Source organism: Enterobacter cloacae complex sp. EB5 (assembly GCF_031432835.1).
GTDB classification, from domain to species: Bacteria; Pseudomonadota; Gammaproteobacteria; order Enterobacterales; family Enterobacteriaceae; genus Enterobacter; species Enterobacter hormaechei_C.
In genome coordinates, this window is the sequence record NZ_CP133860.1 from 3,042,915 (window position 1) to 3,068,133 (window position 25,219).

At 57.3% G+C, this 25,219-nt stretch carries 25 protein-coding genes and 1 pseudogene; 20 read left to right on the plus strand and 6 right to left on the minus strand.

The features are described from left to right. Window positions 1-282 precede the first annotated feature (282 nt). The 3 genes and pseudogenes from cysJ (at window position 283) to cysH (ending at window position 4,633) form a co-directional block, all read left to right on the plus strand. Entirely contained in the window at window positions 283-2,088 is a 1,806-nt protein-coding gene (gene cysJ / locus RHN82_RS14535) for an NADPH-dependent assimilatory sulfite reductase flavoprotein subunit (protein ID WP_047050185.1), read from the plus strand. After that, window positions 2,088-3,799 (plus strand): annotated as a pseudogene (gene cysI, locus RHN82_RS14540) (assimilatory sulfite reductase (NADPH) hemoprotein subunit). The gene cysJ and the pseudogene cysI overlap by 1 nt, the downstream one beginning before the upstream one ends. A gap of 99 nt (window positions 3,800-3,898) precedes the next feature. Next, on the plus strand, window positions 3,899-4,633 hold the full coding sequence (gene cysH / locus RHN82_RS14545) for a phosphoadenosine phosphosulfate reductase (RefSeq protein WP_047050183.1): 735 nt from the start codon (window positions 3,899-3,901) through the stop codon (window positions 4,631-4,633). Window positions 4,634-4,728: 95 nt separating this feature from the next. On the opposite strand, the gene RHN82_RS14550 is transcribed toward cysH, so the two are convergent. After that, complete coding sequence (locus RHN82_RS14550) at window positions 4,729-5,772, minus strand: aminopeptidase (protein ID WP_047050181.1); 1,044 nt, start codon at window positions 5,770-5,772, stop codon at window positions 4,729-4,731. 237 nt (window positions 5,773-6,009) lie between these two features. On the opposite strand from RHN82_RS14550, the gene cysG reads away from it, so the two are divergent. The 11 genes from cysG (at window position 6,010) to RHN82_RS14605 (ending at window position 14,718) form a co-directional block, all read left to right on the plus strand. Continuing rightward, window positions 6,010-7,368: a siroheme synthase CysG gene (gene cysG / locus RHN82_RS14555; RefSeq protein ID WP_023304331.1), complete on the plus strand. Its 1,359-nt coding sequence runs from the start codon at window positions 6,010-6,012 to the stop codon at window positions 7,366-7,368. 9 nt (window positions 7,369-7,377) lie between these two features. Continuing rightward, window positions 7,378-8,286 carry a sulfate adenylyltransferase subunit CysD gene (gene cysD, locus RHN82_RS14560; RefSeq protein ID WP_006811770.1) on the plus strand — a complete coding sequence of 303 codons (909 nt, stop codon included), beginning with the start codon at window positions 7,378-7,380 and terminating at the stop codon, window positions 8,284-8,286. Between the two features lie 9 nt (window positions 8,287-8,295). After that, window positions 8,296-9,720 (plus strand): sulfate adenylyltransferase subunit CysN, encoded by a 1,425-nt coding sequence (gene cysN / locus RHN82_RS14565; RefSeq protein ID WP_045911277.1) that lies wholly within the window; start codon window positions 8,296-8,298, stop codon window positions 9,718-9,720. Next, window positions 9,720-10,325, plus strand: a complete 606-nt coding sequence (gene cysC / locus RHN82_RS14570; RefSeq protein WP_015571713.1) for an adenylyl-sulfate kinase — start codon at window positions 9,720-9,722, stop codon at window positions 10,323-10,325. Before cysN ends, cysC begins: the two co-directional genes overlap by 1 nt. A gap of 58 nt (window positions 10,326-10,383) precedes the next feature. Beyond that, the gene (locus tag RHN82_RS14575) at window positions 10,384-10,710 is read left to right on the plus strand and encodes a DUF3561 family protein (protein WP_006811767.1); all 327 of its coding nucleotides are present in this window, start codon (window positions 10,384-10,386) and stop codon (window positions 10,708-10,710) included. A gap of 79 nt (window positions 10,711-10,789) precedes the next feature. Then, window positions 10,790-11,101: a cell division protein FtsB gene (gene ftsB / locus RHN82_RS14580; protein ID WP_003862095.1), complete on the plus strand. Its 312-nt coding sequence runs from the start codon at window positions 10,790-10,792 to the stop codon at window positions 11,099-11,101. A gap of 19 nt (window positions 11,102-11,120) precedes the next feature. Beyond that, window positions 11,121-11,831: a 2-C-methyl-D-erythritol 4-phosphate cytidylyltransferase gene (ispD, locus tag RHN82_RS14585; RefSeq protein ID WP_017692759.1), complete on the plus strand. Its 711-nt coding sequence runs from the start codon at window positions 11,121-11,123 to the stop codon at window positions 11,829-11,831. Next, the gene (ispF, locus tag RHN82_RS14590; protein ID WP_003862097.1) at window positions 11,831-12,310 is read left to right on the plus strand and encodes a 2-C-methyl-D-erythritol 2,4-cyclodiphosphate synthase; all 480 of its coding nucleotides are present in this window, start codon (window positions 11,831-11,833) and stop codon (window positions 12,308-12,310) included. The genes ispD and ispF overlap by 1 nt, the downstream gene beginning before the upstream one ends. Then, window positions 12,307-13,356, plus strand: coding sequence for a tRNA pseudouridine(13) synthase TruD (gene truD, locus RHN82_RS14595; protein ID WP_047050175.1), 1,050 nt, complete (start codon window positions 12,307-12,309; stop codon window positions 13,354-13,356). The genes ispF and truD overlap by 4 nt, the downstream gene beginning before the upstream one ends. Then, complete coding sequence (surE, locus tag RHN82_RS14600) at window positions 13,337-14,098, plus strand: 5'/3'-nucleotidase SurE (RefSeq protein WP_017382816.1); 762 nt, start codon at window positions 13,337-13,339, stop codon at window positions 14,096-14,098. The genes truD and surE overlap by 20 nt, the downstream gene beginning before the upstream one ends. Then, a complete protein-coding gene (locus RHN82_RS14605; RefSeq protein ID WP_015571709.1) occupies window positions 14,092-14,718 on the plus strand; it encodes a protein-L-isoaspartate(D-aspartate) O-methyltransferase in 627 nt (208 codons plus the stop codon). Before surE ends, RHN82_RS14605 begins: the two co-directional genes overlap by 7 nt. 94 nt (window positions 14,719-14,812) lie before the next feature. Here the strand turns inward: RHN82_RS14605 and RHN82_RS14610 are convergent, their stop codons facing one another. After that, the gene (locus tag RHN82_RS14610; RefSeq protein WP_223230135.1) at window positions 14,813-14,953 is read right to left on the minus strand and encodes a peptidase; all 141 of its coding nucleotides are present in this window, start codon (window positions 14,951-14,953) and stop codon (window positions 14,813-14,815) included. Between RHN82_RS14610 and nlpD the strand changes: the two genes are divergently transcribed. Beyond that, window positions 14,886-15,959: a murein hydrolase activator NlpD gene (gene nlpD / locus RHN82_RS14615; RefSeq protein WP_223259309.1), complete on the plus strand. Its 1,074-nt coding sequence runs from the start codon at window positions 14,886-14,888 to the stop codon at window positions 15,957-15,959. The two genes, RHN82_RS14610 and nlpD, sit on opposite strands and share 68 nt — an antisense overlap. A gap of 59 nt (window positions 15,960-16,018) precedes the next feature. Beyond that, window positions 16,019-17,011 carry an RNA polymerase sigma factor RpoS gene (gene rpoS / locus RHN82_RS14620; protein ID WP_310398346.1) on the plus strand — a complete coding sequence of 331 codons (993 nt, stop codon included), beginning with the start codon at window positions 16,019-16,021 and terminating at the stop codon, window positions 17,009-17,011. 50 nt (window positions 17,012-17,061) lie between these two features. On the opposite strand, the gene RHN82_RS14625 is transcribed toward rpoS, so the two are convergent. Then, window positions 17,062-17,439 carry a DUF4440 domain-containing protein gene (locus tag RHN82_RS14625; RefSeq protein ID WP_047050172.1) on the minus strand — a complete coding sequence of 126 codons (378 nt, stop codon included), beginning with the start codon at window positions 17,437-17,439 and terminating at the stop codon, window positions 17,062-17,064. After that, entirely contained in the window at window positions 17,436-18,638 is a 1,203-nt protein-coding gene (locus tag RHN82_RS14630; RefSeq protein ID WP_047050171.1) for an MFS transporter, read from the minus strand. Before RHN82_RS14630 ends, RHN82_RS14625 begins: the two co-directional genes overlap by 4 nt. Window positions 18,639-18,747: 109 nt before the next feature. Here RHN82_RS14630 and RHN82_RS14635 point away from each other — a divergent pair, with 109 nt between their 5' ends. Further along, the gene (locus RHN82_RS14635; protein ID WP_047050170.1) at window positions 18,748-19,635 is read left to right on the plus strand and encodes a LysR family transcriptional regulator; all 888 of its coding nucleotides are present in this window, start codon (window positions 18,748-18,750) and stop codon (window positions 19,633-19,635) included. On the opposite strand, the gene RHN82_RS14640 is transcribed toward RHN82_RS14635, so the two are convergent. Continuing rightward, on the minus strand, window positions 19,632-20,039 hold the full coding sequence (locus RHN82_RS14640; protein ID WP_022651767.1) for a MarR family winged helix-turn-helix transcriptional regulator: 408 nt from the start codon (window positions 20,037-20,039) through the stop codon (window positions 19,632-19,634). The two genes, RHN82_RS14635 and RHN82_RS14640, sit on opposite strands and share 4 nt — an antisense overlap. A 173-nt stretch (window positions 20,040-20,212) precedes the next feature. On the opposite strand from RHN82_RS14640, the gene RHN82_RS14645 reads away from it, so the two are divergent. Genes RHN82_RS14645 through RHN82_RS14655 form a run of 3 tightly spaced genes read left to right on the plus strand, consistent with a single transcriptional unit; the run spans window position 20,213 to window position 22,464 of the window. Further along, entirely contained in the window at window positions 20,213-20,815 is a 603-nt protein-coding gene (locus tag RHN82_RS14645; protein ID WP_003862111.1) for a non-oxidative hydroxyarylic acid decarboxylases subunit B, read from the plus strand. Next, window positions 20,805-22,232 (plus strand): non-oxidative hydroxyarylic acid decarboxylases subunit C, encoded by a 1,428-nt coding sequence (locus RHN82_RS14650; RefSeq protein WP_047050169.1) that lies wholly within the window; start codon window positions 20,805-20,807, stop codon window positions 22,230-22,232. Before RHN82_RS14645 ends, RHN82_RS14650 begins: the two co-directional genes overlap by 11 nt. Before the next feature lie 10 nt (window positions 22,233-22,242). Then, window positions 22,243-22,464, plus strand: a complete 222-nt coding sequence (locus tag RHN82_RS14655) for a non-oxidative hydroxyarylic acid decarboxylases subunit D (RefSeq protein WP_047050167.1) — start codon at window positions 22,243-22,245, stop codon at window positions 22,462-22,464. A gap of 140 nt (window positions 22,465-22,604) precedes the next feature. On the opposite strand, the gene mutS is transcribed toward RHN82_RS14655, so the two are convergent. Beyond that, complete coding sequence (mutS, locus tag RHN82_RS14660; RefSeq protein WP_048982056.1) at window positions 22,605-25,166, minus strand: DNA mismatch repair protein MutS; 2,562 nt, start codon at window positions 25,164-25,166, stop codon at window positions 22,605-22,607. Window positions 25,167-25,219: the final 53 nt, after the last annotated feature.

Here is a 25,219-nt window from a genome sequence, read left to right on the forward strand (position 1 = left end):
AACCGCCGCATAGTACCGGAAAGCACAATTTTTATCATTAACTAAAACGGCTCTGAACGGTCACCGCCTCGTATTCATGATGTTTATCGGCTTTTATTCTTTTATTTCAGATAGTTATTTAATCGCTTTTATCGTTAAGAACGATAACTAAAACAGGTTAGTCCATTTGGTTATTTATTATTTCCATCCCTTCTTTAATTGTTATTATCCCCGCCGTTAACCTTATCTTCAGTTTGGATTTATTCGCTTAAAGTCCGCTTTGCTACTGGAACATAACGACGCATGACAACACAGGCCCCACCTTCAAATTTGCTTCCCCTTAACCCGGAGCAACTGGCGCGCCTCCAGGCCGCGACTTCCGATTTTTCACCCACCCAGCTCGCCTGGGTCTCCGGCTATTTCTGGGGAATGCTCAATCAGCAGCCGGGTGCTGTGGCTGGCGTCCCGCCAACTGCCGTTGAAATTCCTGCCATCACGCTTATCTCCGCTTCGCAAACGGGTAATGCCCGTCGTGTGGCCGAAGCGCTGCGTGATGACCTGCTCGCCGCGAAGCTGAACGTTAACCTGGTCAACGCCGGGGATTATAAATTCAAACAGATCGCGTCAGAAAAACTGCTGGTGGTGGTGGCGTCAACGCAGGGGGAAGGTGAGCCTGCGGAAGAAGCCGTCGCGCTGCATAAGTTCCTGTTCTCGAAAAAAGCGCCAAGGCTGGAGGGCACCGCCTTTGCCGTCTTCGGCCTCGGTGATACGTCCTATGAATTTTTCTGCCAGTCCGGTAAAGACTTCGACAGCAAGCTGGCGGAGCTGGGCGCAGAGCGCCTGCTGGATCGCGTAGACGCTGATGTCGAATACCAGGCCGCCGCCGCCGAATGGCGGGCGCGCATCGTTGAGGTGCTGAAGGCCCGCGTCCCGAAAGAGACGCCAGCGCAGGCCGCCGTTACCGCAGCGGGCACCGTTAACGAAATCCACACCAGCCCTTACACGAAAGAGGCGCCGCTGACGGCGAGCCTGTCGGTAAACCAGAAAATCACGGGCCGTGATTCGGAAAAAGACGTGCGCCATATCGAAATCGATCTCGGTGACTCCGGCCTGCGTTATCAGCCTGGCGATGCGCTGGGCGTCTGGTATCAGAACGATCCGGCGCTGGTGAAAGAGCTGGTCGAGCTGCTGTGGCTGAAAGGCACGGAGCCGGTCCAGGTGGAAGGTAAAACCTTACCGCTCTCTGAGGCGCTTCAGTGGCATTTCGAGCTGACGGTGAACACCGCCAACATCGTTGAAAACTACGCCACCTTAACGCGCAGCGAGTCCCTTCTGCCGCTGGTGGGGGACAAGGCGAAGTTACAGCATTACGCCGCGACGACGCCGATTGTCGATATGGTGCGTTTCTCCCCGGCACAGCTGGATGCCGACGCGCTGATCGGCCTGCTGCGTCCGCTGACGCCGCGTCTTTACTCCATCGCCTCCTCACAGGCGGAAGTGGAAAACGAAGTCCACATCACCGTTGGCGTGGTGCGTTACGACATCGAAGGCCGCGCGCGGGCGGGTGGGGCGTCCGGCTTCCTGGCCGACCGCGTGGAAGAAGAGGGCGAGGTGCGCGTCTTTATCGAACACAACGACAACTTCCGCCTGCCGGCGAACCCGGAAACACCGGTGATCATGATTGGCCCGGGCACCGGCATCGCACCGTTCCGCGCCTTTATGCAGCAGCGTGCAGCGGACGAGGCACCGGGTAAAAACTGGCTGTTCTTCGGCAACCCGCATTTTACTGAAGATTTCCTCTACCAGGTTGAATGGCAGCGCTACGTCAAAGAGGGTGTGCTGACCCGCATCGATCTGGCCTGGTCCCGCGATCAGAAAGAAAAAGTATACGTACAAGACAAACTGCGCGAACAGGGCGCAGAGCTGTGGCGCTGGATCAATGACGGTGCCCACATTTATGTCTGCGGCGACGCCAATCGCATGGCGAAAGACGTTGAGCAGGCACTGCTGGAAGTGATTGCCGAATTCGGCGGTATGGATGCCGAAACGGCGGATGAATTTTTAAGTGAGCTGCGCGTAGAGCGCCGTTATCAGCGAGATGTCTACTAATGAGCGAAAAACATCCTGGCCCACTGGTGGTCGAAGGCAAACTGTCTGATGCCGAGCGCATGAAGGTAGAGAGCAACTACCTGCGCGGTACCATTGCCGAAGATTTAAATGACGGCCTGACCGGCGGTTTCAAAGGCGACAACTTCCTGCTGATCCGTTTCCACGGTATGTACCAGCAGGACGACCGCGATATCCGCGCCGAACGTGCCGAACAGAAGCTGGAGCCGCGTCATGCGATGCTGCTGCGCTGCCGTCTGCCGGGTGGCATCATCACCACCAAACAGTGGCAGGCGATCGACAAGTTTGCCGGTGAAAACACGATTTACGGCAGCATCCGTCTGACTAACCGTCAGACCTTTCAGTTCCACGGCATTCTGAAGAAGAACGTCAAGCCGGTGCACCAGATGCTGCACTCCGTGGGTCTGGACGCGCTGGCGACCGCCAACGACATGAACCGTAACGTGCTCTGCACCTCGAACCCGTATGAGTCCGAGCTGCACGCCGAAGCGTACGAGTGGGCGAAGAAGATCTCCGAGCACCTGCTGCCACGCACCCGTGCCTATGCGGAGATCTGGCTCGATCAGGAGAAAGTCGCGACCACGGACGAAGAGCCGATCCTCGGTCAGACCTACCTGCCGCGTAAGTTTAAAACTACGGTGGTGATCCCGCCGCAAAACGATATCGACCTGCACGCCAACGACATGAACTTCGTGGCGATTGCCGAAAACGGCAAGCTGGTCGGCTTTAACCTGCTGGTGGGCGGCGGTTTGTCCATCGAGCACGGGAACAAGAAAACCTACGCCCGCACCGCGAGCGAGTTCGGCTTCCTGCCGCTGGAGCACACGCTGGCCGTGGCGGAAGCGGTGGTCACGACCCAGCGCGACTGGGGAACCGTACCGATCGTAAAAACGCGAAAACCAAATACACCCTGGAGCGCGTGGGCGTCGAGACGTTCAAAGAAGAAGTGGAGCGTCGCGCGGGCATCAAATTTGAGCCGATCCGACCTTACGAATTCACCGGTCGCGGCGATCGCATCGGCTGGGTTAAAGGCATCGACAATAAATGGCACCTGACGCTGTTTATCGAAAACGGCCGTATTCTGGATTATCCGGGCCGTCCGCTTAAAACCGGTCTGCTGGAAATCGCGAAGATCCACAAAGGCGAGTTCCGTATTACCGCCAACCAGAACCTGATCGTCGCCAGCGTGCCGGAAAGCGATAAGGCGAGAATTGAAGAGCTGGCGCGCGAGCACGGGTTGATGAATGCGGTTAAACCGCAGCGTGAAAACTCAATGGCCTGCGTGTCGTTCCCGACCTGTCCGCTGGCGATGGCCGAAGCCGAGCGTTTCCTGCCGTCCTTCACTGATAAAGTGGAAGCGATTCTGGAAAAACACGGGATTCCGGACGAGCATATTGTTATGCGCGTGACGGGCTGTCCGAACGGCTGCGGTCGCGCGATGCTGGCCGAACTCGGTCTGGTAGGGAAAGCGCCGGGTCGCTATAACCTGCACCTGGGCGGTAACCGTATCGGGACGCGTATTCCGCGTATGTTCCGCGAGAACATCACCGAGCCGGAAATTCTCGATTCCCTCGACGTGCTTATCGGACGCTGGGCGAAAGAGCGCGAAGCAGATGAAGGCTTCGGCGACTTTACGGTACGTGCGGGCATCATTCGCCCGGTGCTCGATCCCGCAAGGGATTTCTGGGAGTAACGCATCCTTTGCCCGGTGGCGCTTCGCTTACCGGGCCTACGGGTTTTGTAGGCCGGGCAAACGCAGTGCCGCCCGGCAAAACAGGCAAACGAGGTTCTTATGTCCGTACTCGATCTAAACGCCCTTAATGACCTGCCAAAAGTCGAACGCATTCTGGCCCTGGCAGAAATCAACGCCCAACTGGAAAAACTCGACGCCGAAGGGCGCGTGGCCTGGGCGCTGGAAAACCTGCCGGGTGACTATGTGCTCTCGTCGAGCTTTGGTATTCAGGCGGCGGTCAGCCTGCATCTGGTGAATCAGATCCGTCCGGATATTCCGGTGATCCTCACCGATACCGGCTATCTGTTCCCGGAGACCTACCAGTTTATTGACGAGCTGACGGACAAGCTCAAGCTGAACCTCAAAGTTTACCGCGCGACGGAAAGCGCGGCCTGGCAGGAGGCGCGTTACGGCAAGCTGTGGGAACAGGGCGTTGAGGGCATTGAGAAATACAATGAGATCAACAAGGTCGAGCCGATGAACCGGGCGCTGAAAGAGCTGAACGCTCAGACCTGGTTCGCGGGTCTGCGCCGCGAGCAGTCCGGTAGCCGGGCAACCTTACCGGTGCTGGCGGTGCAGCGCGGCGTGTTCAAAGTGCTGCCGATCATCGACTGGGATAACCGCACGGTGTATCAGTATCTGCAAAAGCACGGGCTGAAGTACCATCCGCTGTGGGATCAAGGCTACCTGTCGGTAGGCGACACCCACACCACGCGTAAATGGGAACCGGGAATGGCGGAAGAAGAGACGCGATTCTTTGGGCTGAAGCGCGAGTGCGGGCTGCACGAAGGGTAATGTTTTTTCGCCCGGTGGCGGCTACGCCTTACCGGGTCTACAACGGCACGAAACGTAGGCCCGGTAAGGCGTAGCCGCCACCGGGCTTAACGACATCAGGCTTTCCCCGCTTTCGCCAGCTCCTTCACCAGCGGCAGCATCACCTTCACGACATCCCGGCTGCGGTGCTCAATCCGCTGCGGCAGCGCTTTATCAATGTGCTGCTGATTATCCAGCCGCACATCATGCCAGCTGGTCCCGTCCGGGAACGCTTTCGATTTGCTGCGCTGCTGATAGCCATCTTTTTTGCCCAGCGCCCAGTTCGTCGCCTCGACGTACAGCACCGGAATGCCCGCCTTATCAAACACTTCACCGTCATTACAGCAGCCTGTGCCTTTAGGATACTGCGGGTTATCGCCCGGATTTGTCGCGGCATAGACGCCATGCGTGCGGGCAAGCGCCAGCGCCCGGTCGCGGGTGAGTTTGCGTACGCTGCTCGGCGTGCTCTGTCCGCTATTAAAATAGAGCTTATCCCCCACGATCAGATTATCGAGGTTAATCACCAGCAACGTATTTTTCTTCTCCTCAGCGCTCATGCGTTTAAGGAGATTCTCAGCGCCGAGTTTTCCTTCTTCTTCGCCGCTGGTCGCAATAAAGCGAATGCTGTATTTCGTCGGAATATTCTTCAGGCGTTCGGCCAGTTCAAGCATCACGCCCAGCCCCGCCGCATTATCATCCAGTCCCTGAAGCGTCAGCCCGCCGAGGTTATTATCGACATCGGCGTCGCTCAACGGCGTGTAGGTATCAAGGTGCGCCATAATAATAATCTGCTCAGCCGCCTTTCCTTCGTGCGCGGCAATGACCGTGCTGCCGGTTACGTTATGCCAGTTTTGCGTTTTATTGCGTGTGGTATAGATGTAGCGGCTATGGAAAGCGCGAATGTCGCTCTCATAGCCCATATCCGCAAACTGCTGACGAATATAGTCTGCCGAGAGCATCTCGGCTGGGGTTCCGGTCATACGGCCCGGAAAGACCGTCGCAATATGCCGCGCCTGCATACTGGCTATTTCACCGTAAGATGGATTTTTTGCCTGAGCCGGAAGGATAAAGCAAACGCCGAGCGCCAGGGCAACGAATCGGTGGCGCATTGCGGAAAACATAGTGAGTCCTTAAAAACAGAGCAAAATTTTAACCCGCATAGTATGAAACTGTGATCGGGTAGACACAATTTGAATTGCTCTTAAATGCCCGAAATTTCGCGTGTTAAGCACTTTTTGATATTTGCTTTTCCACGGCGTTATTCCATTGAGTAACTACTCATTCCAATTCGTAATTTCATTCGATCTAAGCCGCCCCCTATAGTCCCTTTATTCGTGGTTGTTAGTGAGTTGTTGCCTGTGGACTATCTCCCCCTTTTTGCCGCCTTAAAAGACCGACCGGTACTGGTTGTCGGGACGGGTGAAATTGCCGATCGCAAAATCGCCTTCCTGCAACGCGCCGGGGCGCAGGTGCAGATTGTTGCAGAGGCGGATTTTGAAGAGTCTCAGATCGACAGCGTGGTGCTGGTGATTGCGGCAACCGAAGATCGGGCGCTCAACCGCCGCATCTCCGACGCAGCCCAGGCCCGTCACCGTCTGGTGAACGTGGTAGACGACCAGCCGTTATGCTCATTTATCTTCCCGTCGATTGTCGACCGCTCGCCACTGCTGGTGGCGATCTCCTCCGGCGGCACCGCCCCGGTGCTGGCGCGCGTGCTGCGGGAAAAAATCGAAGCGCTGCTGCCGACCAGCCTCGGACGTATGGCGGAGAAGGCCAGCTACTGGCGCAACCATTTGAAAACGCGTCTGACCAGCGTGACGGAACGCCGTCGCTTCTGGGAGCGTGTGTTTCGCGGACGCTTTGCCAGCCTGATGCAGGCCGGTAACGAGACGGCGGCGCAACAAATCCTCGAAGACGAACTGGATAACCCCGGCAGTACGGGCGGGGAGATCATTCTGGTGGGCGCCGGGCCGGGCGATGCCGGGCTGCTCACGCTGCGTGGCCTCCAGGTTCTTCAGGATGCGGATGTCGTGTTCTATGACCACCTGGTCACCGACGGTATTCGCGAGCTGATCCGCCGTGACGCGGAGCAAATTTGCGTCGGCAAACGTGCCGGCGAGCACTCCGTGCCCCAGCACGACACCAACCAGATGCTGATTGCCGCTGCGAAAGCGGGCAAGACCGTGGTGCGCCTGAAAGGGGGCGACCCGTTTATCTTCGGTCGTGGTGGCGAGGAGTTGCAGGCGGCAGCCGAAGCGGGCGTCCCGTTCCAGGTGGTTCCCGGCATTACGGCGGCGTCTGCCGTCACGGCCTACGCCGGTATTCCGCTGACCCATCGCGATTACGCCCAGAGCGTGACCTTTGTGACCGGGCACTATAAAGCCGACAGCACGCCGTTTGACTGGTCGCATCTCGCCCAGAGCCGACAAACGCTGGCGATTTATATGGGCACGATGAAAGCGGCAGACATCAGCGAACAGCTTATTCAGCACGGTCGCGATGCGACGACGCCGGTAGCGGTGATCTCCCGCGGGACACGCGTCGATCAGCATGTCGCCATCGGCACCTTACAAGACCTTGCAACCCTGGCGAAAGACGCCCCAATGCCCGCCCTGATTGTGGTGGGAGAAGTGGTGCAGCTGCACAGCACGCTCGCCTGGTTCCAACACACAACCGACACAGAAGGCTTTGGCGCTTCTGTTATAAATTTGGCTTAAGGAACGGTTATGGACCAAAAACGACTTACTCACCTGCGGCAGCTCGAAGCGGAAAGTATCCACATTATCCGCGAAGTGGCCGCCGAGTTTTCTAACCCGGTGATGATGTACTCCATCGGTAAAGATTCCAGCGTCATGCTGCACCTGGCGCGTAAAGCGTTTTATCCGGGTACGCTGCCGTTCCCGCTGCTGCACGTGGATACCGGCTGGAAATTCCGCGAGATGTACGAGTTTCGTGACCGTACCGCCAAAGCCTACGGCTGCGAGCTGCTGGTGCACAAAAACCCGGAAGGGGTGGCGATGGGCATCAACCCGTTCGTGCACGGCAGCGCCAAGCATACCGACATCATGAAAACCGAAGGGCTGAAGCAGGCGCTGAACAAATACGGTTTTGATGCGGCCTTCGGCGGCGCGCGCCGTGACGAAGAGAAATCCCGCGCCAAAGAGCGTATCTACTCTTTCCGCGACCGCTTCCACCGCTGGGACCCGAAAAACCAGCGCCCGGAGCTGTGGCACAACTACAACGGCCAGATCAACAAGGGCGAAAGCATTCGCGTCTTCCCGCTCTCCAACTGGACCGAGCTGGATATCTGGCAGTACATCTATCTGGAAAATATTGAGATCGTTCCGCTGTATCTGGCGGCCGAGCGCCCGGTGCTGGAGCGCGACGGCATGCTGATGATGATCGACGACGATCGCATTGATTTACAGCCGGGCGAAGTGATCAAAAAACAGATGGTTCGTTTCCGCACCCTCGGCTGCTGGCCGTTGACCGGCGCGGTGGAATCCAGTGCGCAGACGCTGCCGGAGATCATTGAGGAGATGCTGGTGTCGACCACCAGTGAGCGACAGGGCCGCGTGATTGACCGCGACCAGGCAGGCTCCATGGAGCTGAAGAAACGTCAGGGTTATTTCTAAGGAGCCGCCATGAATACGACTATTGCTCAACAAATTGCCGATGAAGGCGGCGTAGAAGCTTATCTGCACGCCCAACAGTACAAAAGTCTGCTGCGTTTCCTGACCTGCGGCAGCGTCGATGACGGGAAAAGTACCCTGATTGGTCGTCTGCTGCACGACACGCGCCAGATCTACGAAGACCAGCTCTCTTCCCTGCACAATGACAGTAAACGCCACGGCACCCAGGGCGAAAAACTCGACCTGGCGCTGCTGGTGGACGGCTTGCAGGCGGAGCGCGAGCAGGGCATTACCATTGATGTTGCCTATCGCTATTTCTCTACCGAAAAGCGCAAATTTATTATCGCCGACACCCCGGGGCACGAGCAGTACACCCGTAATATGGCGACCGGCGCGTCCACCTGTGACCTGGCGATCCTGCTGATCGACGCCCGTAAAGGCGTGCTGGATCAGACTCGTCGTCACAGCTTTATCTCTACGCTGCTGGGGATCAAACACCTGGTGGTGGCGGTGAACAAAATGGATCTGGTGGACTACAGCGAAGCGCGTTTCGACGAGATCCGCCAGAGCTACCTGACCTTTGCCGAACAGCTGCCGGGCAACCTCGATATTCGCTTTGTGCCGCTTTCGGCGCTGGAAGGGGATAACGTCGCCTCTCAGAGCGCGAACATGCCGTGGTACAGCGGCCCGACGCTGCTGGAAGTGCTGGAAACCGTTGAAATTCAGCGCGTGGTCGATACCCAGCCGATGCGCTTCCCGGTGCAGTACGTGAACCGTCCGAACCTCGATTTCCGCGGCTTCTCCGGTACTCTCGCTTCAGGCTCCGTGAAGGTGGGGCAGCGCGTGAAGGTGCTGCCATCCGGCGTGGAATCGACCATCGCCCGTATCGTCACCTTTGATGGCGATCTGGACGAAGCCGGGGCAGGTGAAGCGGTAACCCTGGTACTGAAAGACGAAATTGATATCAGCCGCGGCGATCTGCTGGTCGATGCGCAGGAAACGCTGGCGGCGGTGCAGGGCGCATCCGTAGACGTGGTGTGGATGGCCGAACAGCCGCTGACCGCAGGCCAGAGCTATGACATTAAAATCGCCGGCAAGAAAACCCGCGCCCGCGTGGACGGCATTCAGTTCCAGGTGGACATCAACAACCTGACCCACCGTGACGTGAGCGAGCTGCCGCTGAACGGCATCGGTCTGGTGGATATGACCTTCGACGAGCCGCTGGTGCTGGATCCGTATCAGCAGAATCCGGTGACGGGCGGGCTGATCTTCATCGACCGCCTGACCAACGTCACCGTCGGTGCCGGGATGGTGCGCGAGCCAAACGCGCAGGCTGCCGTGGCCTCTGAGTTCAGCGCGTTTGAGCTGGAGCTTAACGCGCTGGTGCGTAAGCACTTCCCGCACTGGGGCGCACGCGATCTGCTGGGAGGCAAGTAATGGCTGCCCATGATGAGAACGTCGTCTGGCATCCTCATCCGGTCACCGTCGCCCAGCGCGAACAGCTCCACGGTCACCGTGGGGTTGTGCTGTGGTTTACCGGGCTGTCTGGCTCCGGTAAATCCACGGTGGCAGGCGCACTGGAAGAGGCGCTGCATCAGCAGGGGGTGAGCACCTACCTGCTGGACGGCGACAACGTGCGTCACGGCCTGTGCAGCGATTTAGGGTTCAGCGATGAAGATCGTAAAGAGAACATTCGTCGGGTGGGCGAAGTCGCCAGCCTGATGGCGGATGCCGGGCTCGTGGTGCTGACGGCGTTTATCTCACCGCACCGCGCCGAACGTCAGATGGTGCGCGAGCGCGTGGGGCAGAATCGCTTTATTGAAGTGTTTGTGGATACGCCGCTGGCAATCTGCGAAGCGCGCGATCCGAAAGGGCTGTATAAAAAAGCCCGCGCGGGAGAGCTGCGAAACTTCACCGGCATTGACTCGGTTTACGAAGCGCCTGAATCCCCTGAGATTCATCTGGAAGGTCAACAATTGGTAACAAATTTAGTAAGCCAATTATTAGACCTGCTCAGACGGGACGATATTATCAGATCCTGAGACGGTATCGTTCGGGAGCTGTCTTCCCGAGCGATGAGTCACGGTCACAGGATTAGCTATGCGCAACAGTGAAAACTACATGATTACCACCGGGTCGGAACCGTTAACGACCGACGACGAAACGACCTGGTCCTTCCCTGGGGCGATAGTCGGCTTCGTATCGTGGCTACTGGCGCTGGGTATCCCGTTTTTGATCTACGGTGGTAACACCCTCTTTTTCTTCCTCTATACCTGGCCTTTCTTTCTGGCGCTGATGCCCGTTGCGGTGGTTGTGGGCGTGGCGCTGCACTCCCTTTTCAACGGCAAGCTCCTGTATAGTACGCTCATCACTATCGCCACCGTTGTGGTCATCTTTGGCCTGCTGTTTTTATGGCTGATGGGCTAACTTACGGCATAATTAAAACCCCGCAGTAGAGTCCAGCGGAAAGTTATGGGATGATGATGCCGTTTTTTCAGGGGGCAGGATGGGTAAACTAACGCTGCTGTTGCTGGCTTTGCTGGTCTGGCTGCAATATTCGCTGTGGTTCGGCAAAAACGGACTGCACGACTACAGCCGGGTAAGCGATGACGTCGCGGCACAGCAGGCTACAAACGCCAAACTTAAAGCGCGTAACGATCAACTTTTTGCTGAAATTGATGACCTCAATGGCGGCCAGGAGGCGATTGAGGAACGCGCACGCAATGAACTCAGTATGACTAAGCCGGGCGAAACGTTTTATCGCCTGGTTCCGGATGCGTCTAAACGCAATCAGGGCTCCGCACAAAACAATCGATAATCAGGCCCAGGATTACGACATGGCAGCAACTTTTTCAGACGTCTGTGCCGTGGTGCCGGCCGCAGGTTTTGGCCGGCGCATGCAGACAGAATGTCCTAAGCAGTACCTCTCAATTGGCGATAAAACGATCCTCGAGCACGCCGTGGCAGCGCTGCTGGCGCATGCCCGGGTGAAACGCGTGGTTATTGCCATCAGCCCCGGCGATGCGCGTTTTGCACAGCTCCCGCTGGCAAATCATCCTCAGATTACCGTTGTTGACGGCGGCGCCGAGCGGGCCGACTCTGTTCTGGCGGGTATTCAGGCTGCCGGGAACGCGCAGTGGGTGCTGGTGCACGATGCCGCGCGTCCCTGTCTGCATCACGACGATCTGTCACGTCTGCTGGCCCTGAGTGAAACCAGTAACGTGGGCGGCATTCTGGCCGCCCCGGTGCGTGACACCATGAAGCGTGCCGAACCGGGTAAACCGGCGATTGCCCACACCGTCGAGCGCGTCGATCTCTGGCACGCGCTGACGCCACAATTTTTTCCCCGCGAATTACTCCACGACTGCTTAACGCGTGCGCTTAAAGAAGGTGCGACCATTACGGACGAAGCCTCGGCGCTGGAGTATTGCGGTTTTCACCCAACGCTTGTTGAAGGGCGCGCTGATAATATAAAAGTGACGCGCCCGGAAGACTTACAGCTCGCGGAATTTTATCTTACCCGTACGACCCCTCAGGAGAAGGCATAATGCGTATTGGACACGGTTTTGATGTACACGCCTTTGGCGGCGTTGGCCCAATTATCATTGGCGGCGTGCGCATTCCTTACGAAAAAGGTCTGCTGGCGCATTCTGATGGCGACGTGGCGCTGCATGCGCTGACCGACGCGCTGCTGGGTGCCGCCGCGCTGGGCGACATTGGCAAACTGTTCCCGGACACCGATCCTGCTTTTAAAGGCGCAGACAGCCGCGAACTGCTGCGCGAAGCCTGGCGTCGTATTCAGGCCAAAGGCTACACCCTCGGCAACGTGGATGTGACGATCATTGCTCAGGCACCGAAGATGCTGCCGCACATCCCTCAGATGCGCGTGTTTATCGCTGAAGATCTGGGCTGCCATATGGACGACGTCAATGTCAAAGCGACTACCACGGAGAAGCTGGGCTTTACCGGTCGTGGCGAAGGCATTGCCTGTGAAGCCGTGGCGCTGCTGGTGAAGGCGGCCAAATGACGGATTTCGACAACCTGACGTATCTGCACGGTAAACCGCAGGGCAAGGGGCTGCTGAAAGCCAACCCTGAAGATTTCGTGGTAGTGGAAGATCTGGGGTTTGAGCCGGACGGCGAAGGCGAGCACATCCTGGTGCGCATTCTGAAAAACGGCTGCAACACCCGCTTCGTGGCGGACGCGCTGGCAAAATTCCTCAAAATCCACGCCCGCGAAGTGAGCTTTGCCGGTCAAAAAGATAAACATGCCGTGACCGAACAGTGGCTTTGCGCCCGCGTGCCCGGCAATGCCATGCCCGATTTAAGCAAATTTGAGCTTGAGGGCTGTAAGGTACTGGAGTATGCCCGCCACAAACGCAAATTGCGTCCGGGAGCGTTGAAAGGCAACGATTTCACGCTGGTGCTGCGTGAAGTGACCGACCGCGATGACGTCGAAAAACGCCTGAAGGCCATTAACGAACGCGGCGTGCCAAACTATTTTGGCGCACAGCGCTTTGGCATTGGTGGCAGCAACCTTATGGGCGCGCTGCGCTGGGCGCAAAGCAGTGCGCCGGTACGCGACAGGAATAAACGCAGTTTTTGGTTGTCGGCGGCCCGCAGTGCGTTGTTTAATCAGATTGTGAGCGAACGGCTGAAAAAACCGGACGCGAATCAAGTTGTTGTCGGCGATGCGCTACAATTAGCGGGACGCGGAAGCTGGTTTGTGGCAACGGCCGATGAGATGGCCGATGCCCAGTCGCGCGTGGACGCTAAAGCGCTGATGATTACCGCCGCCTTGCCGGGCTCAGGCGACTGGGGAACCCAGGGCGAGGCGCTGGCCGCTGAGCAGTCAGCGGTGGCGGATGCGCCAGAATTACAATCATTGCTGGTGCGGGAAAAAGTCGAGGCGGCGCGCCGTGCGATGCTCCTCTACCCGCAACAGCTGAGCTGGAACTGGTGGGATGACGTGACCGTCGAGTTACGCTTCTGGCTGCCGGCAGGTAGCTTTGCCACCAGTGTTGTCAGGGAACTTATCAACACGTCGGGTGATTATGCGAATATTGCTGAGTAACGATGACGGGATCCATGCGCCAGGTATTCAGACGCTGGCGAAACACCTCCGTGAGTTTGCGGATGTGCAGGTCGTGGCTCCCGATCGTAACCGCAGTGGCGCGTCTAACTCATTGACGCTGGAGTCTTCACTTCGCACCTTTACCTTTGAGAATGGCGATATTGCCGTCCAGATGGGGACGCCGACCGACTGCGTGTTTCTGGGCGTAAATGCGCTGATGCGCCCGCGGCCGGATGTTGTGGTCTCCGGCATCAATGCCGGGCCAAATCTTGGCGATGATGTGATTTACTCCGGCACCGTGGCCGCGGCGATGGAAGGGCGTCACCTGGGTTTCCCGGCGCTGGCGGTCTCGTTAAACGGCCACACCCACTATGACACTGCCGCTGCGGTGACCTGCTCCATTCTCCGTGCGCTTGGCCGCGAGCCGCTGCGTACCGGACGTATCCTCAATATTAACGTGCCGGATCTCCCGCTGGACGAGATCAAAGGGATCCGCGTGACGCGCTGCGGCAGTCGCCATCCTGCCGATCAGGTTATTCCCCAGCAGGATCCGCGCGGCAATACCCTGTACTGGATCGGTCCGCCGGGAGATAAATGCGATGCCGGGCCAGACACCGACTTCGCTGCGGTGGATGAGGGTTACGTTTCCGTTACGCCGTTGCACGTAGATTTAACCGCTTATAGCGCGCATGATGTGGTGTCGGACTGGTTAGATCGGGTCGGAGTGAACGCGCAATGGTAAGTAAACGTGTACAAACTCTTCTGGAACAATTACGCGCACAGGGGATCGCCAACGAGCAGGTGCTGGATGCGCTTGCCCAGGTTCCCCGTGAGAAGTTTGTAGATGAGGCGTTTGAACACAAAGCGTGGGAAAACGTGGCGCTGCCCATCGGGCAAGGCCAGACGATTTCGCAGCCTTACATGGTGGCGCGTATGACGGAGCTTCTGGAGTTAACGCCAGACTCCCGGGTGCTGGAAATTGGCACCGGTTCAGGGTATCAGACCGCGATCCTGGCCCACCTCGTGCACCATGTCTGTTCCGTGGAACGGATTAAAGGCTTGCAGTGGCAGGCGCGCCGTCGCCTGAAACAGCTTGATTTACATAATGTATCGACACGCCACGGCGATGGATGGCAGGGTTGGCAGGCTCGCGCCCCGTTTGACGCCATCATAGTCACGGCAGCGCCACCTGAAATCCCCGCTGCACTTCTCTCGCAGCTGGACGAGGGCGGCATTCTGGTTTTGCCCGTTGGCGATGAGCAGCAGCTTTTAAAGCGCGTTCGTCGACGCGGCGGCGAGTTTATTATCGATACCGTGGAAGCCGTGCGCTTTGTGCCCCTGGTTAAGGGCGAGCTGGCCTGAGACTCGGATTTTTCCAGGGTTATTAAGGCAAATTCAGCGTATGGTGTGGCGCGATAGGTTCGTGCCATCACGGTTATTTTTAAGTCACTGGTAGTTAACACATTCCTGGGGGATAAATGAGCGCGGGAAGCCCAAAATTCACCATCAGCCGTGTTGCGGCATTATCACTGGTTTCGCTCTGGCTGGCAGGCTGTACAAGTTCTGACAATGCACCTGCGCCCGTCAGTTCCGTCAATGGAACCAGCGGCTCGGGTAACACGTCCAGCGGAATGTTGATTACCCCTCCGCCTAAAATGGGCACGTCCACGGCGCAGCAAACTCCGCAGATCCAGCCGGTTCAGCGTCCAGTTACGCAGCCTTCGCAGATTCAGCCAGTGGATCAGCCTGTTCAGACCGAAAATGGCCGCATAGTGTATAACCGTAAGTATGGGAACATTCCGAAAGGTAGCTATACCGGCGGCAGCACCTATACCGTGAAGCGCGGCGATACGTTGTTCTATATTGCCTGGATCACCGGGAACGATTTCCGCGATCTGGCACAGCGAAACAACGTCCAGGCCCCGTACGCTCTGGAAGTTGGGCAAACGCTTCAGGTTGGCAACGCGACGGGGACACCGCTTACGCCAGGCAATACCGTTTCAGCGGCCGACGTAACTGCGCAAAATAACAGCGTCACCCCTGCACAAAAAACCACCACGGTGGTTGCTTCACAACCTGTAATTACGTATTCTGAGGATTCAGGTGATCAGAGTGCTAACAAAATGTTGCCGAATAATAAAGGTACTGCGACTGTTGTCACAGCACCGACTACGGCACCTGTGGTTAGCTCTACTGTACCGACTGCAAGCAGTCAGAATGCCAGCTCGTCAATCACCACCTGGCGCTGGCCAACTGACGGCAAGATTATCGAGAACTTCGCTACCTCTGAGGGGGGCAACAAAGGGATCGATATCGCAGGCAGTAAAGGACAGGCAATCATCGCGACCGCAGACGGGCGCGTTGTCTATGCCGGTAACGCACTGCGCGGTTACGGTAATCTTATTATCATCAAACATAATGATGATTACCTGAGTGCCTACGCCCATAACGACACTATGCTGGTCCGGGAACAACAAGAAGTTAAGGCGGGGCAAAAAATCGCTACCATGGGTAGCACCGGAACCAGTTCTACACGCTTGCATTTTGAAATTCGTTACAAGGGGAAATCCGTAAACCCGCTGCAATATTTACCGCAGCGATAAATTGACGGGGCATGCCAGCCAAGGTGTCTCGTCCAGGGATCACGGGTAGGAGCCACCTTATGAGTCAGAATACGCTGAAAGTTCATGATTTAAATGAAGACGCGGAATTTGATGAGAACGGAGCAGAGGCTTTTGACGAAAAAGCCTTAGTAGAAGAGGAACCCAGTGATAACGATTTGGCTGAAGAAGAGCTGTTATCGCAGGGTGCCACACAGCGTGTGCTGGACGCGACTCAGCTTTACCTTGGGGTGATTGGTTACTCCCCACTGCTAACGGCCGAAGAAGAAGTCTATTTCGCACGTCGTGCTTTGCGTGGTGATGTTGCCTCGCGTCGTCGCATGATCGAAAGTAACCTGCGACTGGTCGTGAAAATTGCCCGCCGTTACGGCAATCGTGGTCTGGCTCTGCTGGATCTGATTGAAGAGGGCAACTTAGGTCTCATCCGCGCAGTTGAGAAGTTTGACCCGGAACGCGGGTTCCGTTTCTCAACCTACGCGACCTGGTGGATTCGTCAGACCATCGAACGGGCTATTATGAACCAGACCCGTACGATTCGACTGCCGATCCACATCGTCAAAGAGTTGAATGTTTATCTGCGTACCGCGCGCGAGTTGTCCCATAAACTGGACCACGAGCCAAGTGCGGAAGAGATTGCAGAGCAACTCGACAAACCGGTTGATGACGTAAGCCGTATGCTGCGTCTCAACGAGCGCATTACCTCGGTTGACACCCCGCTGGGTGGCGACTCCGAAAAAGCGCTGCTGGACATCCTGGCCGATGAAAAAGACAACGGCCCGGAAGACACCACGCAGGACGATGACATGAAACAGAGCATCGTCAAATGGCTGTTCGAACTGAACGCTAAACAGCGTGAAGTGCTGGCACGTCGTTTCGGTTTACTGGGGTATGAAGCTGCGACACTGGAAGACGTCGGCCGTGAGATTGGCCTGACCCGTGAACGTGTTCGTCAGATTCAGGTTGAAGGCCTACGCCGCCTGCGTGAAATCCTGCAAGGGCAAGGTCTGAATATCGAAGCGCTGTTCCGCGAGTAAGCAACCATTCGTCAGAAAAGGCCCGTCGTGAGACGGGCCTTTTTTATGCCTTACGGCTGCGCCGTTTCGTGCAGCAAACGCCAGGTGATGTTATCCCCTTCCTGATTAAGCACCGCGGTTGACCAGCGCACGTTGACGAGCTGGCCTGGTCGGGTTTGCGTCTCCCGGTAATGGAGCACCGCGCCGTTGTCCCATGCCTGAAGCGTTGTTAACGCATCAATGTCGATCCTGAGCCCGGGGCGGGTTCCCCGCTGCGCATATAAAAATTGGGCAAGCGCGTGATGATCTAAAGGGTTGCCACTCGGGGGAACCATCAGAAAATCCGGACGGAAACGGGCGAGCAGGGCGTCCCGATCGCCTTCGCCTGCCCCTAACCAGTTTTCAAGGGCGACGTGAATGTCGAGGATCTCTTGTTCGAAATGGGTCATGGTTGCTCCTGTTGCAGTTGCGCAAGTAACTGCGTGTTGTTAAGACGGTAGACGTACAGTACGGGCAGCAGGGTGATGACTGCGGCAAAAACAAACATCCCGTGCCAGGCGGCCAGCGGCGCGAGATAATCCTGCATGAAGCTCAGCGCCTGCGCCAGCAGCAGGGCGCCTGCAAAAAAGCTCAACTGACGATTCAGATTCCATAGCGCGCTGGCATCGGGCATATCTTCCGGTCGCATCGTCAAAAACGCGCTGCTCTGAGCCGTACTGCTGCAAAGACTTCCCCCCGCGCCCATCAACGTAAATGCAACGGCAGGTAACAGCATAGCCGGGCCGACGTTAACTAAAAGCAGAATGCCCGTCGCCTGCAAAAGGCAACCGATGATCACCAGCGGCCGGGGGCCGATACGGTTGAAATAGCGTCCTGTCGCGGTGATAGCCAAAAACGAAGCCACAGACCACGGCAGCATAAGCATGCCCGTTGCGGCGGGTGTCATATTGGCCTCGCTCTGGAGGTAATACATGCCCGTTACGTTCACGCCAATAAAGATGCCGGGTACGCATACATAGATAAGCATGGATAAGCGCAACAGCGGATCCGTCAGCAAAGACAGGTTTACTGCCCTGGTGGTATTTATTGGCGACGATTCTGTTTTAAGCCACGCGCAGGCCAAAGCAAAAGTGATAATGGCGACGGGCAGGGTCGCAAAAAATATCCAGCGCCAGCTGAATGTCTGAACCAGCATGCCGCCCACAGCCGGTGAGCACGCGGGGGCAAGCAGTGCGACCAGCATCACCGCCGAGGAGAGTCTGGCCCTCTCATGAGGCTTAAACTGTTGCCAGGTCAGCGCCTGACCAACCGGGATCAGTAACCCCCCTCCGGCGCCCTGTACGACTCGCCAGGCAATCAGACTTTCCAGCGAAGAGGAGAGACCCGCCGCAACGGAGGCCGCGCTAAAGAGAAGCAGTGAGAGCAGGATAACGCGTTTCGGCCCGACGCGGCGCGTCAGGATACTGCTGAAAGGGATGACTAGCGTCAGCCCGGCAATGTATCCGTTACTTACCCAGGCAAGCGCGGAAGGTGTGGTATTGAAAGCGCGAGCCATCGCCGGAAAGGCGACGCTGGCAATAAACATGTTTATCAAATCAAGGAAAAAGCCGAGCAGAAAGACGACGGCGATTTTGCTGCGATACGTCATGGAAGTTCCTCCGGTGAGGTGGCGTATCGTATCGGCCCGCGCGTTACGGATAAACGCGACAAACCACGATATACTGTCAACATTATTTTGACAGTTAACCAGGCAAGCGATGCTTAATTTACAGCGTACGGCAATGTTTATCGCCGTTGCGGACACCGGCAGTTTCACCGCTGCGGCGGAGGCGATGGGGCTGACAAAAGCGGTGGTCAGCTTTCATATTCGTCAGCTTGAAGAGGAGCTGGGCGTCACCCTGTTGCTGCGAACCACCCGACGCCTGACGCTGACCGAGGCGGGGAAGCTTTTTCATCAACGAAGCGTGATGCTGTTACGGGATGCAGAGCGATTGCAGGATGACGTTCGCGCCAACCACGCCGGGCTGACGGGAGAACTGCGGATCACCACCACGCCCGAATATGGTTCGCAGGTGGTGGTGCCTTTGCTGGCAGAATTTAGCCAGCTGCACCCGGACCTCCGCATACGGCATGTCTCGTCCTCTTTGCATGCCGATCTTATCGCCGAGCGCTTCGATGTCGCTATCCGGCTCGGCACGCTTGCAGATTCTCGCTACCACGCCGCGTTGATGACCTCCTTCACCATCCTGCCCGTGGCAACGCCAGGCTGGCTGGCAAACCATCCGGTTGACTCGCTGGAGCAGCTGGCGGAAGCGGACTGGATCATTCACGAGCGTTTAACCTCGCCGCTGCGCTGGCAGGTGAGAGGCGTTGATCGGCATCCGGTTTCCTTTGAGATCAAGAAAGCGCCGCGCCTGTATGCAGACAGCGCCCAGGCGCTGAAGGCTTTTGCCCTCGCGGGATGTGGAGTGGCGCTGCTGCCGGAGTGGCTGGTGCGAAACGCACTGGATGCGGGGGAACTGGTCTCGCTGTTACCGGCGTACACGTTCGCTCAGCAGGGCATCTATGCCGTTTATCCTGATGCCCGGCATGTGCCCGCGAAAGTGCGAACATTTATTGATTTTATGCGCGTCAGGGTTACTTAACCCTGCATCATCTTTTTAATGAGCGCTGAAAATTGCTCTCGTTCCGCGCCGTTAAGGCGCCCTAAAAACGCCTCATCCACCTCATTTCCAATCGGTTTACTGCTCTCAAGCAGGGCCTCACCTTCGGCCGTCAGAAAGACAAACCGACGGCGTTTGTCTGCCGGATCGTGCTCGCGCCTGACCAGGCCGCGTGCTTCCATGCGGCTCAGCATTTCTGCCAGCGTCGCTTTGGTGCTCACCGCGACTTCTGTCAGGGCAACCTGCTCAATGCCAGGATTTTCAGCAATTGACCGCATCACCGCATATTGTGGCTTGGTCAGCTCCGGCAATGCGTGCTGCCACTGGGCGGTATGCTGTTGAAAAAGCTGACGTAGCAGGTGAAAAGCTTCTTGTCTTAACTCCATGGACACTCCGACGGAAAAATACTCCCTCTATGATAGCCGCTCTCGGGCTGAATTTTAACGCGAGAGTTTTTTAGCGATTAGTGTGATCGTATGCGAACGATCTTGTCAGCAGCAGGATCAAGGCGTAGTTTAATTAATATGTTCGTATACGAACAAACTAATTGAGGTGCTGAATGAGATTAATTGTGGGAATGACGGGCGCGACGGGTGCGCCATTAGGCGTGGCGTTGTTGCAGGCGCTGCGGGAAATGCCGGAGGTGGAAACGCATCTGGTGATGTCGAAGTGGGCAAAAACCACGATTGAGCTGGAAACGCCCTTCACTGCGCATGACGTTGCTGCACTGGCGGATGTCGTCCATAGCCCGGCCGATCAGGCTGCCACCATCTCCTCCGGCTCGTTTCGCACCGACGGCATGATCGTCATCCCGTGCAGTATGAAAACGCTGGCGGGTATCCGCGCGGGCTACGCCGAAGGGCTGGTAGGGCGTGCGGCAGACGTGGTGCTGAAAGAGGGACGCAAGCTGGTGCTGGTTCCCCGTGAGACGCCGCTCAGCACCATCCATCTCGAGAACATGCTTGCCCTTTCCCGCATGGGCGTGGCGATGGTGCCGCCTATGCCTGCGTACTACAACCACCCGCAAACCGCCGATGACATTACCCAGCATATTGTGACCCGCGTTCTCGACCAGTTCGGTCTGGAGCATAAAAAAGCCCGGCGCTGGGAAGGTTTGCAGGCAGCGAAACATTTTTCACAGGAGAATAAAGATGGCATTTGATGATTTGAGAAGCTTCTTGCAGGCGCTCGATGAGCAAGGGCAGCTGCTGAAAATTGAGGAAGAGGTAAACGCTGAGCCGGATTTAGCGGCGGCCGCCAACGCTACCGGGCGCATTGGCGATGGCGCGCCTGCGCTGTGGTTCGATAATATTCGCGGCTTCACCGATGCCCGTGTGGTGATGAACACTATCGGCTCGTGGCAAAACCACGCCATCTCGATGGGGCTGCCAGCGAATACCCCGGTGAAAAAACAGATCGACGAGTTTATTCGTCGCTGGGACAAATTTCCCGTCGCGCCAGAGCGTCGTGCAAACCCGGCCTGGGCGCAGAACACGGTGGACGGGGAAGACATCAATCTGTTCGACATTCTGCCGCTGTTCCGCCTGAACGACGGTGACGGAGGCTTTTATCTCGATAAAGCGTGCGTTGTCTCCCGCGATCCGCTCGACCCCGATCACTTCGGCAAGCAGAACGTCGGGATCTACCGTATGGAAGTGAAGGGCAAGCGTAAGCTCGGCCTGCAACCGGTGCCGATGCACGATATTGCGCTGCATCTGCATAAGGCAGAAGAGCGCGGCGAAGACCTGCCTGTTGCCATTACGCTGGGTAACGATCCGATCATCACCCTGATGGGCGCCACGCCGCTGAAATATGATCAATCCGAGTATGAGATGGCCGGTGCATTACGTGAAAGCCCGTATCCGATTGCGACGGCTCCGCTGACCGGTTTCGATGTGCCGTGGGGGTCGGAAGTGATCCTGGAAGGGGTGATTGAAGGCCGGAAACGTGAAATTGAAGGGCCGTTCGGCGAGTTTACCGGGCACTACTCCGGCGGGCGCAACATGACGGTTGTGCGTATCGACAAAGTTTCTTACCGCACCAAACCGATTTTCGAATCCCTTTACCTCGGTATGCCGTGGACCGAAATTGATTATCTGATGGGGCCCGCCACCTGCGTACCGCTTTATCAGCAGCTGAAGGCAGAATTCCCGGAAGTGCAGGCGGTGAATGCCATGTACACCCACGGTCTGCTGGCCATTATCTCCACTAAAAAGCGTTACGGCGGCTTTGCCCGTGCGGTCGGGCTCCGCGCCATGACCACGCCACACGGTCTGGGTTACGTGAAGATGGTGATTATGGTGGATGAAGATGTCGATCCGTTTAACCTGCCGCAGGTGATGTGGGCGCTGTCATCGAAGGTCAATCCGGCAGGCGATCTGGTGCAGCTACCGAATATGTCTGTGCTCGAGCTTGACCCCGGCTCCAGCCCGGCGGGGATCACTGACAAGCTGATCATTGATGCCACCACCCCTGTTGCCCCGGACAACCGTGGTCACTACAGCCAGCCGGTACAGGATCTTCCTGAAACCAAAGCCTGGGCCGAAAAACTGACCGCGATGCTGGCGGCACGTCAATAAGGAGGAAAAAATGATTTGTCCACGTTGCGCCGATGAACATATTGAAGTGATGGCAACATCACCGGTGAAAGGTGTCTGGACGGTATATCAGTGTCAGCACTGTCTGTATACCTGGCGCGATACCGAACCGCTGCGCCGTACCAGCCGCGAGCATTACCCGGAAGCGTTCCGCATGATGCAGAAGGATATTGATGAGGCGCCGCAGGTGCCGACGATCCCGCCGCTGCTGTAAAAAAAGCCCGGTGGCGGCTGCGCTTGCCGGGCGATAGCATCGTGCGGTCCTTTGCCCGGTGGCGCTGCGCTTACCGGGCCTACGGGTTTTGTAGGCCGGGTAAGGCGAAGCCGCCACCCGGCAAAAAAGACCGCAGAGAACTAAACCAGACTCTTCAACCGATAAATCCACTCCAGCGCCTGACGCGGCGTCAGCGAGTCTGGATCGAGATTTTCCAGCGCTTCCACGGCCGGAGAGGTCTCTTCCGGGACCGCCAGCAGTGACATCTGCGTACCATCTATCTGCGTCGCCGCCGCATTCGGTGACAAACTTTCCAGTTCACGCAGTTTCTGACGCGCGCGCTTGATCACCTCTTTTGGCACGCCCGCCAGCGCCGCGACGGCCAGGCCATAACTCTTGCTTGCCGCGCCGTCCTGCACCGTGTGCATAAAGGCGATGGTGTCGCCGTGCTCAAGCGCATCAAGGTGGACGTTAGCCACGCCTTCCATCTTCTCTGGCAGCTGTGTCAGTTCGAAATAGTGCGTTGCGAACAGCGTCAGCGCCTTGATTTTATTTGCCAGACTTTCCGCGCACGCCCAGGCCAGGGACAGGCCGTCATAGGTGGAGGTACCGCGTCCTACTTCGTCCATCAACACCAGACTGTTCTCTGTCGCGTTATGCAGAATGTTAGCGGTTTCGGTCATCTCGACCATAAAGGTAGAGCGACCGCTCGCCAGATCGTCCGCCGCACCCACACGGGTGAAGATACGGTCGATAGGGCCAATCTCAACCTTCTGCGCCGGAACGTAGCTGCCGATGTAGGCGAGCAGCGCGATAAGGGCTGTCTGGCGCATATAGGTACTTTTACCGCCCATGTTGGGGCCGGTAATGATCAGCATTCTTCGCTGCGGTGACAGGTTCAACGGGTTGGCAATAAATGGCTCGTTCAGCACCTGCTCAACCACCGGGTGGCGGCCTTCGGTAATGCGAATGCCGGGTTTGTCAGTGAAGGTCGGACAGGTGTAATTCAGCGTGTCGGCGCGCTCGGCCAGGTTTACCAGGACATCCAGCTCGGCCAGGGCAGCGGCGCTCAGTTGCAGGTCAGCCAGGTGCGGCAACAGGATGTCGAACAGCTCGTCATACAGCTGTTTCTCCAGCGCCAGCGCTTTACCTTTCGACGTGAGCACTTTGTCTTCGTACTCTTTCAGCTCGGGAATAATGTAGCGCTCGGCATTTTTCAGCGTCTGGCGGCGAACGTAGTGAATCGGGGCCAGGTGGCTCTGCCCACGGCTGATCTGGATATAGTAACCGTGTACCGCATTGTAGCCGACTTTCAGGGTGTCGAGCCCCAGACGTTCACGCTCGCGGATTTCCAGCTTATCCAGATAATCCGTCGCGCCATCGGCCAGCGCACGCCATTCGTCCAGCTCTTCGTTGTAACCCGGAGCAATAACCCCGCCATCCCGCACCAGAACAGGCGGCGCATCAATGATGGCGCGTTCCAGCAGTTCGCGAAGCTCGGTAAATTCGCCCATGGTTTCGCGCAGCTTTTGCACTGGCGCGCTGTCGATCTCTCCCAGCTGAGCGCGCAGTTCCGGCAACTGCTGGAACGCGTGACGCATACGGGCGAGATCGCGTGGACGCGCGGTGCGCAAGGCCAGGCGCGCCAGGATACGTTCAAGATCACCCACCTGACGCAGCACCGGCTGCAATTCGGTGTAACGATCCTGCAATGCGGCAATGGTTTGCTGGCGGCCGATCAGCGTGTCGGTATTGCGGATCGGCATATGCAGCCAGCGTTTGAGCATACGGCTGCCCATGGGGGTAACCGTGCTGTCGAGAACCGACGCCAGCGTATTTTCCATGCCGCCAGCGAGATTCTGAGTGATCTCCAGGTTGCGGCGGGTGGCGGCATCCATGATGATGCTGTCCTGCTGACGCTCCATGGTAATGGAACGGATATGGGGCAGGGCGGTACGCTGCGTATCCTTAACGTACTGCAACAGGCAGCCTGCGGCACACAGCCCGCGCGGGGCGTTTTCTACGCCAAAGCCAATCAAATCGCGCGTGCCAAATTGCAGGTTCAGCTGCTGGCGCGCGGTATCAATTTCGAATTCCCACAATGGACGACGACGCAGGCCGCGGCGCCCTTCAATCAGCGCCATCTCGGCGAAATCCTCTGCATAAAGCAGTTCTGCCGGATTGGTGCGCTGTAGTTCAGCCGCCATGGTTTCACGGTCTGCCGGTTCACTCAGGCGAAAACGACCGGAGCTGATATCAAGCGTGGCGTAGCCAAACCCTTTACCATCCTGCCAGATCGCTGCCAGCAGGTTATCCTGGCGCTCCTGAAGCAGGGCCTCATCGCTGATGGTTCCCGGCGTGACGATGCGCACGACCTTGCGCTCAACGGGGCCTTTCGACGTGGCCGGGTCGCCAATTTGTTCGCAGATAGCGACAGACTCGCCCTGGTTCACCAGCTTCGCCAGATAGTTTTCAACCGCGTGATGCGGGATACCCGCCATCGGGATGGGCTCGCCTGCCGACGCGCCACGTTTCGTCAGGGAAATGTCGAGCAGCTGAGACGCACGTTTCGCATCGTCATAAAAAAGCTCGTAAAAATCGCCCATACGGTAAAACAGCAGAATTTCCGGATGCTGGGCCTTCAGCTTCAGGTACTGCTGCATCATTGGCGTATGCGCGTCGAAATTGTCGATTGTGCTCATGGAGTTATGATATCCATTTCTTTGAAAATATTACGCTTTGAGCGGCTCAATGG